Source organism: Bradyrhizobium sp. GW821-FHT13H05 (assembly GCF_058804065.1).
The window spans coordinates 67147-80593 of the sequence record NZ_JBXAPO010000018.1; the positions used below are offsets into that span (position 1 = coordinate 67147).

Genomic DNA, 13447 nt, shown 5'->3' on the forward strand with positions numbered 1-13447 from the left:
CTCTCTCTAGCGCGGCGGCTCGTCGGCCTGTGTGCCGGTGGTGACCGCCTGCGCGGGCCTGGTCGCGCGGATCATCAGGAACGATCCCGAATAGCGCGGCAGCTGCCAGCGCCCGTCGATCTCGGTCGCTTCCGCATTCAGCACACCTTCGTAAGGCACGGTGTCGAAGCCGAAGCCTGATGGTTCGTAGCGCTTGACGAACGAGACGGCGCTGCCGGCGCGACGGCCCGTGATCAAGGCGTTGTGCGTTCGCACCGGGCAGCGCGGGTTCGAGCAGGGCTCGCTGATGGTCCCGCCGAGCACGCCTGCGGTCTCGACCAGCGTCGCGGTGAATGTGACCATTCCCGTGCCCGGCTGAATGTAGGTGCCGTCCCAGACCCCGGTGAGATCGTCGCTCATGGCGTTTCCTGCAAATGACGCGCACCGGTCGATATCGGGCTGTTCCACCGCAAGTGGTATCCCCGCCGTGACGCGCTTGCAACAGTCCGGCGCATTCTGTGCGACCTCGTTCGATCGCAGGACGCGCGGCATCCCCTGTTCGACGCTGCGCGGCATCCCCGGCTACGAAGTGACCTGCCGCTTCGCCGGGGCGCTCCGGATCGCTATACTGCCAATTCCAGCAGGATGGTGAGCCCATGGGAAACGAATTGGAAGGCAAGGTTGCCGCCGTGACCGGGGCCGCGTCCGGCATCGGATTGGCGAGCACCGAGGCGATGCTGGCCGCGGGCGCGCGCGTGGTGATGGTCGATCGCGACGAGGCTGCGCTGACGGCGCTCTGCAACAAGCATGGCGACGCGGTGGTTCCGCTGGTGATCGACCTGCTCGATCCCAGTGACTGCGCGACGCTGCTGCCGCGGGTTCTGGAGAAGGCCGGCCAACTCGACATCCTGCATGCCAACGCAGGCACGTATGTTGGCGGCGACCTGGTCGATGCCGATACCATGGCGATCGACCGGATGCTGAACCTGAATGTCAATGTCGTGATGAAGAACGTGCACGACGTGCTGCCGCACATGATCGCGCGCCGGACCGGCGACATCATCGTCACGAGCTCGCTGGCGGCGCATTTTCCGACGCCATGGGAGCCGGTCTATGCATCGTCCAAATGGGCGGTCAACTGCTTTGTCCAGACGGTGCGGCGCCAGGTCTTCAAGCACGGCATTCGCGTCGGCTCGATCTCGCCCGGTCCGGTCGTCAGCGCGCTGCTGGCGGACTGGCCGCCCGAGAAGCTGAAGGAAGCCAGGGACTCCGGCAGCCTGCTGGAGGCCAGTGAAGTCGCTGCCGTGGTGATGTTCATGCTGACGCGGCCGCGCGGCATGACCATTCGAGACGTGGTGATGCTGCCGACCAATTTCGATCTGTAGGGCGCAGGCTCTTGTCGTGCCGTAGGGTGAGTTAGCGCAGCGTAACCCACCACTTCTGTCTCCGCGGGGACAGACCGCGGTGGATTACGCTGCGCTAATCCACCCTACGATCTGATCCACGCCGCAAGCTCGCGCCACGGCTCAATCGTCCAGTGCCCGGACGCGGCACCCGACGGCGACGGCAGCACGAAAATCTCCGGCAAACTCTTATCGCGCGGCTGCCGCCCCAGCGCAATCCCGCTCGACGGCCGGCCATAAAACAAGCTCGCCGCCTTCTTGCTCGTGAACGCAATCGTCCCCGGCCGGTACTTCTCCATCTTGGCCCTGAAGCCGGGCATGTCGATCGTCTCCGCCGCGATCTGATGATCCATCCCGGCGCCCGACTTGGAGAGATCGGTGAAGCCGATTCCGAGCTCGATCAGCGATGCGAACTCGCCCGGCTGATAGCGCCGCGGCGTGATGCCGGCCTCATGGATCGCGCGCCAGAAGCGGTTGCCGGGATGGGCGTAGTAGTGCCCGAGCTCGGCCGAACGCGTCGAGGCGGCGGTGCCGACGAAGACGAGGCGGAGGTTGGGACGGAGCTGGTCGGGGAGGCGGTGGGTTTCAAGCAAGTCAATCGTCCGTCGCTACGCTCACTCGTCCGTCTTGCGGGCTTCGCGGCCATGCCATATCCGCGTGATCAGGATGTCTTGCGCCTCCGCCAACACGGCATACCGAACGATGTAGCCGGACGCGCCGAAGCGGACCACGATCTGGCGGAGCTCGGCATCTTCGGTCTGCATTCCAAGATCGGGAAACTCTTCCAATTTTTCGATCGCTCGCCAGATCGACGCGAGAGCGCGCTGCGCGGCGGCCGGGCTGTGCTGATCGAGAAACAGGCGCAATCGCTCGACGTCCTCGACAGCGTCGGGCGAAAGCAGGATCATCCGATCGTGCGCGCTGCCGGCCGTGGCAGCTCCTTCGCCGACCCCCAGCTCGCGACCCAGTCCTTCACCTCATTGAGCGGTACGGCGGCGCGGCTCTGTCGGAAGTCATCCAGCCGCCGGCGATCCTCGGCAATGTCGGGGCCGGCGATATCGACCACGGAATCGAGCAGCGCCACGGCTTCCGCGAGCACGGCGGCGACATCCTGCCCGCGCTCGTCGGCCATTGCGCGCAAACGCGCGTCGGTGTCGGCGTCGATATCCAGCGTGCGGCGAATGATGTTCATGCCGTTAGAATAGGAGTGAAGGACGAATTTGTCGAGACGTCCGTCCTAGAGAGATCAGTGAACCAGACCCCGAGATCGATCAGCGCGGCGACTCACCCGGCTGATACCGCCGCGGCGTGGTCCCGGCTTCATGGATCGCGCGCCAGAAGCAGAGTTGTAAACCTCATTTAAGTCAAAGATATGCGGGGACGCTGTCAATTCGGATATCGCTTTGCCCGTCAGGCTACGCTGCCTAGCCCCTCATTCATGTTGTCTTCTCTCGTCGAGAAAAGTAGGTCCTCTTTTGGTTGGCCTTTCTGATCATTTGGAGATCAAGTCCGATTCCGACTTTTATTTCGTCGATATACTTCTCGCGATAAGCGCTATCGAACGTTGTGGGATTGTCAGGCACTGATGCGTTCGCTTCAGATTGAATCGCGTGGCGTAGAGATTGAAAGATGAGATTTATCGCTTCTTTGGCAGCAGTTCGGTCTGTGGAGGTGGGCATTTCAGAGGGGGCAACTGACCGCGCAACGTCGATGATGTCGCGGACTTGCTCAAAGGGATAGTATCCCTTTGGGTTATCCGCGTTGCGTCGTACATTACAATAAATGAGGCGTAGCGTGTCCATTGACGTGGAGAGAGCGTAAAACCCTTTAAGATAGTCCTCCTCTGTAGGGCTTTGCTTATCGCAGTACACAAAAAATGACGACTTAGCTTCGACTATTTCGCACCACCAGCCACGAAGTTCATCGACAAATTTCCCTCGTTGCTGGAATACGTACGTTAGGTAAGCAGCGAAGAGTAGCGCGATTAGAGTGGCGTTACTTCCAACGAACGTCGATTTACTATTGGGATCTCTTGTTAGATATTCAGCGAGAGAGAGAAGCAGGATGATTATAACCGCGGCACCGGCGCCAACGAGTCTCATTCTCAATGTCTGATTTGTCATATCAATCCCTCCATAAAAAGTGCGGTCAGTTGATTAGAGTAAAATGACAATACTACCTTGAGATGATTTAAATATAAAATACAGCTAAGACAAAAAGGCCGGGCAAGTGCCCGGCCTTTATTTCCGACGTGCGTCTGGGTCCGTCTTGTTCGGATGCCCGTCTACAGCACCCGATTACTCTCCTTCACCTTCTCCGCATCCAGATAAACGCTGCTCCCCATCTCCTTGAACTTCGCGCTCATATGCTTCATGCCGTCCTCGGCAGTCCCGCTCATCGACATGCCGATGCTGTTCGGATCATTCAGCGTCGCCGCATAGTCGCGGACGTCCTGCGTGATCTTCATCGAACAGAACTTCGGCCCGCACATCGAGCAAAAATGGGCGACCTTGTGGGCTTCCTTCGGCAGGGTCTCGTCGTGGAAGTTTTTCGCGGTCTCGGGGTCGAGGCCGAGGTTGAACTGGTCGCTCCAGCGGAAGTCGAAGCGGGCGCGGGAGAGGGCGTCGTCGCGGAGCTGGGCGGCCGGGTGGCCCTTGGCGAGATCGGAGGCGTGGGCGGCGATCTTGTAGGTGATGACGCCGACCTTGACGTCATTGCGATCGGGCAGGCCGAGATGCTCCTTCGGCGTGACATAGCAGAGCATGGCGCAGCCGAACCAGCCGATCATGGCGGCGCCAATGCCCGAGGTGATGTGGTCATAGCCCGGCGCGATGTCGGTGGTCAGGGGCCCGAGGGTGTAGAACGGCGCCTCGCCGCACTCCCTAAGCTGCTTGTCCATGTTGATCTTGATCTTGTGCATCGGCACGTGGCCGGGGCCTTCGATCATGACCTGGCAGCCCTTGTCCCACGCGATTTTCGTCAGCTCGCCGAGCGTCTCCAGCTCCGCGAACTGGGCGCGGTCGTTCGCGTCCGCGATCGAGCCCGGGCGCAGGCCGTCGCCGAGCGAGAACGAGACGTCATATTTGCGCATGAGGTCGCAGATCTCGTCGAAATGCGTATAGAGGAAGCTTTCCTTGTGATGCGCCAGGCACCACTTCGCCATGATCGAGCCGCCGCGCGAGACGATGCCGGTGACGCGGCTGGCGGTGAGGTGGATGTAGGACAGCCGCACGCCGGCGTGGATGGTGAAATAGTCGACGCCCTGCTCGCACTGCTCGATCAGCGTGTCCTTGTAGAGCTCCCAGGTCAGCTTGACCGGATCGCCGTTGCACTTCTCCAGCGCCTGATAGATCGGAACGGTGCCGATCGGCACCGGCGAATTGCGCAAGATCCATTCGCGGGTGGTGTGGATGTTGCGGCCGGTGGAGAGGTCCATCACGGTGTCGGCGCCCCAGCGGATCGCCCACACCATCTTCTCGACCTCTTCCTCGACGGATGACGTCACCGCCGAGTTGCCGATATTGGCGTTGATCTTGGTGAGGAAGTTGCGGCCGATGATCATCGGCTCGAGTTCTGAGTGGTTGATGTTGCAGGGAATGATGGCGCGGCCGCGCGCGATCTCGGAGCGCACGAACTCCGGGGTGATGAAGGCGGGGACCGACGCGCCAAAGCTTTCGCCATCGGCGAGGGCGGCTTCGGCGCGTTCGAGCTGCTCCTTGCGGCCGAGATTTTCGCGCTCCGCGACGTAGATCATCTCCTTGGTGATGATGCCGGCGCGGGCGAATTCGAGCTGCGTGATCTTGTGGCCGTCGAGGCCGCGCAGCGGCTGGTGATAGGCCGAGAAGGCGCGCGCGGCCTTGTCGGTGGAGAGGTTGCCGTTGTCCTCCGGCTTGACCTGGCGGCCCGCATATTCCTCGACGCCGCCGCGCTCGATCACCCAGGCCTTGCGGCCGCGGGGCAGGCCGGCGTTGACGTCGATGGTCACGGACGGATCGGTGTAGGGGCCGGAGGTGTCGTACACCGGCAGGTTCGGCTCGCCGGCGCCTTCGGAGAGGATGATCTCGCGCAAGGGCACGCGCAGGTCGGGCGCGGCGTCGGGCGAGGCGAAGATCTTTCGCGAGGAGGGCAGCGGGCCGGTGGTGACGGCGGGGACGGTTTTTTCGGGGTTGGAGCGGATGTTCATGGGATCCTCCGGTTTAATTCTGGTGTGCAATGTTTGATCTCGTCATCCTGAGGTGCGAGGCCTGCGGCGCGAACGCGACGCTGGGCGAGCCTCGAAGGATGAACGAGCCGGGCCGTCGCCCTTCGAGGGCCGCTGAAGAAGCGGCCACCTCAGGGTGACGGGTTAAAGAGGTTTGCTCCGTCATTGCGAGCGAAGCGAAGCAATCCAGAAATGCTCCCGCGGAAGCAGTCTGGATTGCTTCGTCGCTTCGCTCCTCGCAATGACGGTGTGGAGAGCGCGTGTGCATCACGCCGCCTCCGCTGACTGGCCGAGCCATTGCCGCACCCGCGCATCGGGGTCCGCATTTTGCGTGACGTCGCTGACGACGGCGATGGAATCGGCGCCCGCGGCAAAGATCTCCGCGGCGTGCTCGAACTTGATGCCGCCGATCGCGACCAGCGGGATGGTGCCGATGCGCTTCTTCCATTCCGTGATCTTCGGAATGCCCTGCGGTTCGAAGCGCATCGATTTCAGCGTGGTGAAGAAGATCGGGCCGAGCGCGACGTAGTCGGGCTTGGCCGCGAGCGCGGTTTCAAGCTCCGCGTCGTCGTGGGTGGAGACGCCGAGCGACAGGCCGGCCTCGCGGATCGCCTTGAGGTCCGCGTCGGCGAGATCCTCCTGGCCGAGATGCAGATATTTTGCACCCGCGACGACCGCCGCGCGCCAATAGTCGTTCACGACCAGCTTGGCCTGCGTGCCCTGCGTGATCGCCAGCGCGTCGGTGACGATCTGCAGCGCGTCGGCATCGTTCAGCTCTTTCGCGCGCAGCTGGATGGTGCCGACGCCAAGCTTGGTCAGGCGCTCGACCCATTTGAGGCTGTCGACGACGGGATAGAAGCGATCAGGATACGCGTTGCGATCAGGATACGGCATGCCAGAACGGGGTCCCAACGACAGGGGTGGAAGGGGAGGCGAAGTCGCGAGCGTTCATCAGCCCGGCTTCGTATGCGGTGCGGCCGGCCTCACAGCCGAGGCGGAAGGCATTGGCCATCGCGACGGGATCGGCGGCTTTGGCGATGGCGGTGTTGAGCAGCACGGCGTCGTAGCCGAGCTCCAGTGCTGCGGCGGCATGCGAGGGCGCGCCGATGCCGGCGTCGACCACCAGCGTGATGTCGGGCAGGCGCTCGCGCAGCAGCTTGAGCGCGTCGCGGTTGGTGATGCCCTTGGCGCTGCCGATGGGCGCGGCCCACGGCATCACCACCTTGCAGCCGGCATCGACCAGGCGGTTCGCGACCGAGAGATCCTCGGTGCAGTAGGGGAACACTTCGAAACCGTCCTTGATCAGGATGGCGGCGGCTTCGACCAGGCCGACCACGTCGGGCTGCAGCGTGTCGTTGTCGGCGATGACTTCCAGCTTGATCCAGGACGTGCCGAACAATTCGCGCGCGAGTTTTGCCGTCGTCACCGCCTCGCGCACGGTGCGGCAGCCGGCCGTGTTCGGCAGCACGGTGACCTCTAACTCGCGGATCAGATTCCAGAACGCATCGCCGGTCTTGCCGCCGGCGGATTCGCGGCGCAGCGACACCGTGACGATGTTCGAGCCCGAGGCGCGGATCGCCGCCTGCATGATCGCGGGCGAGGGATAGAGCGCGCTGCCGATCAGCAGGCGCGAGGCGAAGGTTTTGCCGTAGAAGGTCACCATGTGGGAGGTGTCTCCTCAATCGCAGCAGTCGTCCCCGCGAAAGCGGGGATCCAGTACGCCGCGGCAGGGCGGCTAGAACCGTGAAGCCGCGGCGTACTGGATCGCCCGGTCGAGCCGGGCGATGACAGTGGAGTGTTTGGAGAAATCATCACCATCACCCTCCCTGCCGCGGCGTGATGATCTCGATCTCGTCGCCGGCTTTCAAGCTCGTCTCGGCCCAGCGGCTCTTCGGCACGACGTCGTAGTTGAGCGCGATGGCGAAATGGGTGCCCTCGTAATCGAGCTCGCTGAGCAGCGCATCGACGCTGGCCGCATTGATCTCGCGTTGCTCGCCGTTCACGATCACGCGCATTGCATCACCTCATTGTCGATCTGGCCGCGCTGGACATATTGCAGCGTCAGCTCGGCAAGCGCCGGCGCGATCAGGAAGCCGTGGCGGTAGAGCCCGTTGACGGCGATCTTGTCGCCGTGAATGCCGATGCGCGGCAAATTGTCGGGATAGGCTGGGCGCAGGCCGGAGCCGAATTCGACGATGCGGGCTTCGCCGAACGCCGGGTGCACGGCGTAGGCCGCGCCCAAGAGCTCCAGCGCGGAGCGGACGCTGACGCCGGTGTCTTCGGCCTCGATCGAGGTCGCGCCGAGCATGAACAGGCCTTGCTCGCGCGGGATGACGTAGAGCGGCCAGCGCGGATGGATCAGTCGCACGGGGCGCGCCAGCTGCACCTCGCCGGTCTCGATCAAAATCATCTCGCCCTTGACGCCGCGCAGCTCAGGTTGCTCGTCGCGCGCGCCGAGGCCGCGGCAGTCGATCACGATGCCGTCGAGATCTTTCGCGGAGACGTCGCTGTCGAACTTGATGGTGCCGCCGGCAGCTTTGATGCGCTCGTGCAGCTTCGGCAGCACGCGGCGCGGCTCGACATGGCCTTCGGTCGGGAAGAACAGCGCGTCGCGAAAACGGCCTTCCAGCGACGGCTCGAGTTCGGCCAACGCTGCGGCATCGAGCCGGCGGTGGCCTTCGGTCATCCGGGCAAAGCGCTCGAAGTCGTTGCGCTCGCGCGGATGGGCGACGACGAGCGAGCCGTTGAAGGGGGTATCCGGTAGCTCGCGCCGCCAGATGTCGAGCGAGCGCAGGCCGAGCCTGGAGATGATGGGTTCGGCGACCTCCGCCTCGCAATAGGGCGCGAGCATCCCGCCGGCCCAATGGCTGGTGGCATCGGTCATGGCGGCGTCACTGCGCTCGTGTAGCGTGACGGTATGGCCGGCCTGCGCGAACAACAGCGCCTGCCAGGCGCCGGCAATGCCTGCGCCGATGATGGATACCGGGGAATCCGGTCGCTTGGTCGTCTGCAACATCCCTGTCCCTTCGCCGGCATGACCCGGATCAGGTTCAAAGGGTCACCGCGGTCCTGGGCGGGATCGCCCATTTAGCGGTATCTCAGCTCCTCCTCGGAGCACCCCTCGGAACGGCTCTAATGTAGGCCAGTGGGGCGTGGAGTCAACGCATGTTCCCGGGAACCTGCGCCCGGGCGTTGCGCACGTGCTGGGCGAGCTTCCTGTGCGGCGCTGCGCCGAACATCGGCTGCGGATTGCCGTTCGGCTCCAGCCAGCTCTCGTTGCTGGCCTCTCGCACCATCTCCTGACGCTGCCGCTTTGCAACGTAGTAATAGCCGCCCGCGAAATAACGCACGGCTCGGCTGTGGTCGCCATTGGCGGCGCGATAGGCACCGGCGAGATATTTGACCGCGTAGGTGAGGTTGGTGTTGGGGTCGCGCAAGCCGGCGGCATCGCCGGTGTAGCCGAGCCCGCGGGCGGTCGCGAGCTTGATCTGCATCAGCCCGATGGTGCCGCCATGGCCGACGAGGCCGGGCTGATAGCGGCTCTCGCGCATGATGACGCGATGCACCAGTGCTTCCGGCACGCCGTTGGCGCGCGCATGGGCCGCGACCATCTCGGCATACTCGGCTTCGCCCGCGAACGCAGCCTGCGACGACATCAGTCCGGCCGCGAGCAGCGCGGCAACGCGTAAAATTTTCATGAGATATCCCAGCGATCCTGAGTGCGATGTCTCTAAGCGATCTGCGCCCGGCTGCCGTTAGGCCTCCCGAAGGCGGCGATGATGTGACCAAACGCCGCCGTTAACGATTTCGCAGCGCCGAGCCGCTGTTACGACTCAATGCCGGCGTAACGGTTCCGCTAAGGTCGAGACCCCGCTCGCGACAGCACGCCTGTCTATTCGCACGGGCGCGCGAAAGCGAGTATGTACGGCCAGCGAATCGGGAGAGGTGCCATGACAAAAACAACCATGGTCAATGCCCAGACCGACGTCCCCAGGCAAAATCCCTGTGCGCAGTGCGGCGCGCCGATCGCGCGGCCCGACTGGATCGAGCCGGGCGAGGGGCGTGTCTCCTATCTCTGGACCTGCCGCGCCTGCGACTATCGCTTCGAGGCGGTGGCGATCTTCGACGAGATGCCCATCGCGCATCCGCCGCTCGCGGCTTGAAGTTAGGCGGCCAGCCGCGGCTCCTGCCACACCGGCAATTGCATCCGCACGATCAAGCCGTGCGGCTCGCGGTCGTGCAGCGACAGCTCGCCGCCATGGGCGAGCGCGATCGCGCGCGCGATCGACAGGCCGAGGCCGAAGCCGGTGGAATCGTCCATGGTGCGCGCGTCGTCGCCGCGCACGAACGGCTCCAGCATCTCCTGCTTGCGCGCATCCGAAATGCCGGGGCCATCGTCCTCGACGTCGATGACGAGCTTCGTGCCTGATACGTCGAGGCGGATCGTCACCTCGGCGCCGAAGCGGACCGCGTTCTCGACGAGGTTGGTGACGCCGCGATGCAGATCGTCGGGACGCGCGGCGGCGGTTGCCGAAGCGGGGCCTTCATAGTGCACGACATGGCCCATGTCGCCGAACTGGTCGGCGACGAGCTGCAGCGTGCTGGCGATGTCCACCAGCGTCACGGCCTCGATCTTGCGGTCGTTGCGCAGCAGCGACAGCACGGATTCCAGCATCGAGCGCATCTGGTCGAGATCGATCAGCATGCGCCTGCGGTTGCCCTCGTCCTCGATGAACTCGGCGCGCAGGCGCAGCCGCGTGATCGGGGTGCGCAGATCGTGGCTGATCGCCGCCAGCATCCTTGTGCGATCCGACATCAGCCGCGCGATCCGCTCATGCATGCGGTTGAGCGCGCGCGCGACCGAGCGGATCTCCTCCGGGCCGCGCTCGGGCAAGGGTTCTGCCTCGCCGTCCAGGCTGAAATTCTCGGCGGCCTTGGCGAAGGACGACAGCGGCGCGGCCAGCGCGCGCGCCGCCCACAGGCCGAGCACGGTGACGCAGATGAAGGTGGTCATCAGCGTCATCAGCCACGGTGCGCCCCAGAACCACGGCCGCGGGCCGCCATCGACATGGCCTGATATCACACTGCCGTCGGGCAGTTGCACGCCGATGCGGTGCTCGCCGCCTTCGGGGGCAAGCTGCACCACCTTGTAGCCGCGGCCGAGGTGGCGGCGGATCCCGTGCAGATGTTGGCTTTCGCTGTCTTCGACGACATTTGCGGTGTCGGGCGCAAACGTCTCGATATTGAGCTTCGGGAAGGCGCGCGCGAGATCTGCGATGAGGCGCGGCCGCTCGGCCGGCTCGACCGAGCCGAGCAGCACCGCGGCATCCGCCAATTGCGGCGCGCCGTCCGGCGGCGTGTCCGGGCGGTCCGGCCGGCTGATCAGGAAGGCAGCGGTGACGACGAGATGCAGCGCGACAGTGGAAGCCAGCACCAGCGCGGCGATCTGCCCGCCGATACCCTTGAGGTGGAAGAACCCGAACGGCCTCATCGTCGGCGTCCGTCAGCTGCTCAGGGACGCCGCGACCGCTTCCGTTCTGGGCGTGAACAAATAACCGCCGGAGCGTACCGTCTTGATGATGGTCGGGTCGGCCGGATTGGGCTCGATCTTGCGGCGGATACGGCTGACCAGCACGTCGATGGAGCGTTCGAACGAGCCGGTGTTGCGCCCCTGCGTGAGGTCGAGCAGGCTGTCGCGCGACAGCACGCGGCCAGGCCGCTCGCAGAAGGTCCGAAGCAGATCGAACTCGGCGCTGGTCACCGCGACGCGGGCGCCTTCCGGATTGCGCAGCTCGCGCAGGCGCAAATCGATGCGCCAGCCCTCGAAGGCCAGCGTGCTCGCGCCCTCGATCGAGCTTGCCGCCTGCGCTGCAGCCTGGCGGCGCAGCACCGCGTTGATGCGCGCGAGCAGCTCGCGCGGGTTGAAGGGCTTGGGCAGATAGTCGTCCGCGCCCATCTCGAGGCCGACGATGCGGTCGACGTCCTCGCCGCGCGCGGTCAGCATGATGATCGGCGTCTGCGTCTCCGAGCGCACCTTGCGGCAGAGGCTCAAGCCGTCCTCGCCGGGCAGCATGACGTCGAGAATGATGAGGTCCACGCGATGGTCGGCCATGGCGCGCGACATCTCGCGGCCATCGCTGACGGCGGTGACGTTGCAGGCGTTGTTGCGCAGGTACTTCGCAATCAACGTCCGGGTTTCGCGGTCGTCCTCGACGACCAGGATGTTGGGATTGGGAATGGCCATGTGCTTTGTTTGTCCAAGATTCGGGCCAAATGGCGATTATTTTTGTTTCGTATTGTTTCTGAAGCCAATTCCGCAACACAGGGACACGCCTGGGTAGTGGAACGGCAAGGTCTCGTTAAGGCCGTTAACCATACCGTGGTGCGGTCAATTGCGAAACCCCACAAAAACCACGGAGCGATCATGACCGCAATCTCAGCGGCGTCCGCAGGTAACTACCAGTCGCCCCTGCAGCGACTGCAGCAAGAATTGCAATCGGAAGTTTCGGCCGGCACGATCTCGTCGTCGGACCAGTCGGCGCTCTCGACGGCGCTGACCGACATCGACACGGCGCTCCAGCAGAGCCGGTCGAGCGACCAGTCGAGCGGCACCAAGCCGTCCAAGGACGACATGAAGTCGAAGATCGACGACCTCATCTCGAGCGAGGTGTCGAACGGGACGCTGACCTCGGACCAGGCCGACGAGCTCAAGGGCGTGTTTCAGTCCGCCTTTGCGAATGGTCCCGGTGGGACGGGCGGCCCCGGTGGCGCCGGCGGTCCTCCGCCCGGCCCGCCGCCGGACGACAGCTCTTCGGATTCGTCGTCGTCCACGGACCAGACCAGCAGCACGTCGAGCGATTCCACCACGGCCGATATTCTCAAGCAGTTCCTGGAGGCACTCCAGCAGTCACAATCGTCGAGCGCGTCCTACGGCGCCAACGGTAGCTCGTCGAGCAGCTCGTCCTTCTCCGCACTTCTGATCGACTACAAGAGCTGACTTTAGCAGCTGACTTTTGTAGCTGACCTGGCGACGCAGGTCGGCGCGTTCCCCGCCACGCTCGTGCTTCACCCAGGGCGCACGATCGTCGGCGGGGAACGTGCATCTGGAACGTTCCAGCGCGCAGGAACTTTCGTCGCAATGCAGCGCCATTATTGCGCGACGAAATTGCCGCATCTTAGGAACTGCGCGCGATCAGCGCTGTTCTCTCCCCACGAGTTTTCTGCTGAAGGAGAGGACAACAATGTTGATGAAATCGATCGCCGCCGGTCTTGCCGGCACCGCACTTCTTGCGACCGTTGCGTTTGCGCAATCGCCGACCGCCACCACCGACAGGGCGCCGACTGCGGCCACCACGACGACGACAACGACCACGGCGTCGGGTGAATGGCGCGCCTCGAAGATGGCGGGCCTGAAGATCTACAACGATGCCAACGAGAACATCGGCTCGATCAATGATCTGCTGATGGACAAGAGCGGCAACGTCAAGATCGCCGTGATCGGCGTCGGTGGCTTCCTCGGCATGGGCGAGCATCTGGTCGCCGTGCCCTACGAGAAGCTGAAGTTCGTCAACGAGGCGGTGGCCTATACCGGCACCGGCACCAACCCGGGCGCCAAGCCGGCCGCGACCACGACGACCGGCGCTGCGACCGGCACCGAGAAGACCACGACCACCACGACCGCGACGTCGGGCTCGAAGTGGTACCCGGACCATGCCGTGTTCAATGCGAGCAAGGACGAGCTGAAGAACATGCCCGAGTTCAAGTACTCGGAGTAATGCGGACCACGTGACGGCTTGATGCGAAGCGGGGGGGGGGGGGGGGGGGGGGGGGGGGGGGGGGGGGGGGGGGGGGGGGGGGGGGGGTG

General features: G+C 64.3%; 17 protein-coding genes, 1 pseudogene and 1 riboswitch. Of the genes and pseudogenes, 4 read left to right on the forward strand and 14 right to left on the reverse strand.

Annotated elements, in window-relative coordinates:
• Positions 1 to 6: 6 nt before the first annotated feature.
• Positions 7 to 399, reverse strand: coding sequence for a hypothetical protein (locus AC1RR3_RS34015; RefSeq protein WP_492828918.1), 393 nt, complete (start codon positions 397 to 399; stop codon positions 7 to 9).
• A gap of 236 nt (positions 400 to 635) precedes the next feature.
• Here AC1RR3_RS34015 and AC1RR3_RS34020 point away from each other — a divergent pair, with 236 nt between their 5' ends.
• Positions 636 to 1364, forward strand: coding sequence for an SDR family oxidoreductase (locus AC1RR3_RS34020; RefSeq protein WP_492828920.1), 729 nt, complete (start codon positions 636 to 638; stop codon positions 1362 to 1364).
• Between the two features lie 104 nt (positions 1365 to 1468).
• On the opposite strand, the gene AC1RR3_RS34025 is transcribed toward AC1RR3_RS34020, so the two are convergent.
• The 11 genes and pseudogenes from AC1RR3_RS34025 to AC1RR3_RS34075 form a co-directional block, all read right to left on the reverse strand.
• Complete coding sequence (locus tag AC1RR3_RS34025) at positions 1469 to 1975, reverse strand: mismatch-specific DNA-glycosylase (RefSeq protein WP_492828922.1); 507 nt, start codon at positions 1973 to 1975, stop codon at positions 1469 to 1471.
• Positions 1976 to 1996: 21 nt separating this feature from the next.
• Positions 1997 to 2248: a type II toxin-antitoxin system RelE/ParE family toxin gene (locus tag AC1RR3_RS34030; protein ID WP_492828924.1), complete on the reverse strand. Its 252-nt coding sequence runs from the start codon at positions 2246 to 2248 to the stop codon at positions 1997 to 1999.
• A 38-nt stretch (positions 2249 to 2286) separates the two neighbouring features.
• Positions 2287 to 2574, reverse strand: coding sequence for a hypothetical protein (locus AC1RR3_RS34035; RefSeq protein WP_492828926.1), 288 nt, complete (start codon positions 2572 to 2574; stop codon positions 2287 to 2289).
• 41 nt (positions 2575 to 2615) lie between these two features.
• Positions 2616 to 2722, reverse strand: a pseudogene (locus AC1RR3_RS34040) (mismatch-specific DNA-glycosylase); the annotation flags it as partial.
• 96 nt (positions 2723 to 2818) lie between these two features.
• Positions 2819 to 3505: a hypothetical protein gene (locus tag AC1RR3_RS34045; protein WP_492828928.1), complete on the reverse strand. Its 687-nt coding sequence runs from the start codon at positions 3503 to 3505 to the stop codon at positions 2819 to 2821.
• Between the two features lie 161 nt (positions 3506 to 3666).
• A complete protein-coding gene (thiC, locus tag AC1RR3_RS34050) occupies positions 3667 to 5565 on the reverse strand; it encodes a phosphomethylpyrimidine synthase ThiC (RefSeq protein WP_492828930.1) in 1899 nt (632 codons plus the stop codon).
• A gap of 285 nt (positions 5566 to 5850) precedes the next feature.
• On the reverse strand, positions 5851 to 6477 hold the full coding sequence (locus AC1RR3_RS34055; protein WP_492828932.1) for a thiamine phosphate synthase: 627 nt from the start codon (positions 6475 to 6477) through the stop codon (positions 5851 to 5853).
• Positions 6464 to 7246: a thiazole synthase gene (locus tag AC1RR3_RS34060; RefSeq protein ID WP_492828934.1), complete on the reverse strand. Its 783-nt coding sequence runs from the start codon at positions 7244 to 7246 to the stop codon at positions 6464 to 6466. Before AC1RR3_RS34060 ends, AC1RR3_RS34055 begins: the two co-directional genes overlap by 14 nt.
• 154 nt (positions 7247 to 7400) lie before the next feature.
• Positions 7401 to 7598 carry a sulfur carrier protein ThiS gene (gene thiS / locus AC1RR3_RS34065; protein ID WP_094977290.1) on the reverse strand — a complete coding sequence of 66 codons (198 nt, stop codon included), beginning with the start codon at positions 7596 to 7598 and terminating at the stop codon, positions 7401 to 7403.
• A complete protein-coding gene (locus AC1RR3_RS34070) occupies positions 7589 to 8599 on the reverse strand; it encodes an FAD-dependent oxidoreductase (RefSeq protein WP_492828936.1) in 1011 nt (336 codons plus the stop codon). Before AC1RR3_RS34070 ends, thiS begins: the two co-directional genes overlap by 10 nt.
• Positions 8587 to 8715: riboswitch (TPP riboswitch) on the reverse strand. (Overlaps the previous gene by 13 nt.)
• 26 nt (positions 8716 to 8741) lie before the next feature.
• Positions 8742 to 9281 (reverse strand): transglycosylase SLT domain-containing protein, encoded by a 540-nt coding sequence (locus tag AC1RR3_RS34075; RefSeq protein ID WP_492828938.1) that lies wholly within the window; start codon positions 9279 to 9281, stop codon positions 8742 to 8744.
• A gap of 252 nt (positions 9282 to 9533) precedes the next feature.
• Here AC1RR3_RS34075 and AC1RR3_RS34080 point away from each other — a divergent pair, with 252 nt between their 5' ends.
• The gene (locus AC1RR3_RS34080) at positions 9534 to 9746 is read left to right on the forward strand and encodes a hypothetical protein (RefSeq protein WP_492828940.1); all 213 of its coding nucleotides are present in this window, start codon (positions 9534 to 9536) and stop codon (positions 9744 to 9746) included.
• 2 nt (positions 9747 to 9748) lie between these two features.
• On the opposite strand, the gene AC1RR3_RS34085 is transcribed toward AC1RR3_RS34080, so the two are convergent.
• Complete coding sequence (locus AC1RR3_RS34085; protein WP_492828942.1) at positions 9749 to 11074, reverse strand: ATP-binding protein; 1326 nt, start codon at positions 11072 to 11074, stop codon at positions 9749 to 9751.
• 12 nt (positions 11075 to 11086) lie between these two features.
• The gene (locus AC1RR3_RS34090; RefSeq protein ID WP_492828943.1) at positions 11087 to 11827 is read right to left on the reverse strand and encodes a response regulator; all 741 of its coding nucleotides are present in this window, start codon (positions 11825 to 11827) and stop codon (positions 11087 to 11089) included.
• Positions 11828 to 12007: 180 nt separating this feature from the next.
• Between AC1RR3_RS34090 and AC1RR3_RS34095 the strand changes: the two genes are divergently transcribed.
• Positions 12008 to 12580, forward strand: a complete 573-nt coding sequence (locus AC1RR3_RS34095; RefSeq protein WP_492828945.1) for a hypothetical protein — start codon at positions 12008 to 12010, stop codon at positions 12578 to 12580.
• Between the two features lie 244 nt (positions 12581 to 12824).
• Positions 12825 to 13358, forward strand: coding sequence for a PRC-barrel domain-containing protein (locus tag AC1RR3_RS34100; RefSeq protein WP_492828947.1), 534 nt, complete (start codon positions 12825 to 12827; stop codon positions 13356 to 13358).
• Positions 13359 to 13447: the final 89 nt, after the last annotated feature.

Coding starts and splice junctions, on each gene's coding strand:
- AC1RR3_RS34095 (WP_492828945.1), top strand. CDS start 12,008: ATGACCGCAATCTCAGCGGCGTCCGCAGGTAACTACCAGTCGCCCCTG.
- AC1RR3_RS34035 (WP_492828926.1), bottom strand. CDS start 2,574: ATGAACATCATTCGCCGCACGCTGGATATCGACGCCGACACCGACGCG.
- thiC (WP_492828930.1), bottom strand. CDS start 5,565: ATGAACATCCGCTCCAACCCCGAAAAAACCGTCCCCGCCGTCACCACC.
- AC1RR3_RS34020 (WP_492828920.1), top strand. CDS start 636: ATGGGAAACGAATTGGAAGGCAAGGTTGCCGCCGTGACCGGGGCCGCG.
- thiS (WP_094977290.1), bottom strand. CDS start 7,598: ATGCGCGTGATCGTGAACGGCGAGCAACGCGAGATCAATGCGGCCAGC.
- AC1RR3_RS34055 (WP_492828932.1), bottom strand. CDS start 6,477: ATGCCGTATCCTGATCGCAACGCGTATCCTGATCGCTTCTATCCCGTC.
- AC1RR3_RS34045 (WP_492828928.1), bottom strand. CDS start 3,505: ATGACAAATCAGACATTGAGAATGAGACTCGTTGGCGCCGGTGCCGCG.
- AC1RR3_RS34060 (WP_492828934.1), bottom strand. CDS start 7,246: ATGGTGACCTTCTACGGCAAAACCTTCGCCTCGCGCCTGCTGATCGGC.
- AC1RR3_RS34075 (WP_492828938.1), bottom strand. CDS start 9,281: ATGAAAATTTTACGCGTTGCCGCGCTGCTCGCGGCCGGACTGATGTCG.
- AC1RR3_RS34100 (WP_492828947.1), top strand. CDS start 12,825: ATGTTGATGAAATCGATCGCCGCCGGTCTTGCCGGCACCGCACTTCTT.
- AC1RR3_RS34015 (WP_492828918.1), bottom strand. CDS start 399: ATGAGCGACGATCTCACCGGGGTCTGGGACGGCACCTACATTCAGCCG.
- AC1RR3_RS34085 (WP_492828942.1), bottom strand. CDS start 11,074: ATGAGGCCGTTCGGGTTCTTCCACCTCAAGGGTATCGGCGGGCAGATC.
- AC1RR3_RS34080 (WP_492828940.1), top strand. CDS start 9,534: ATGACAAAAACAACCATGGTCAATGCCCAGACCGACGTCCCCAGGCAA.
- AC1RR3_RS34070 (WP_492828936.1), bottom strand. CDS start 8,599: ATGTTGCAGACGACCAAGCGACCGGATTCCCCGGTATCCATCATCGGC.
- AC1RR3_RS34090 (WP_492828943.1), bottom strand. CDS start 11,827: ATGGCCATTCCCAATCCCAACATCCTGGTCGTCGAGGACGACCGCGAA.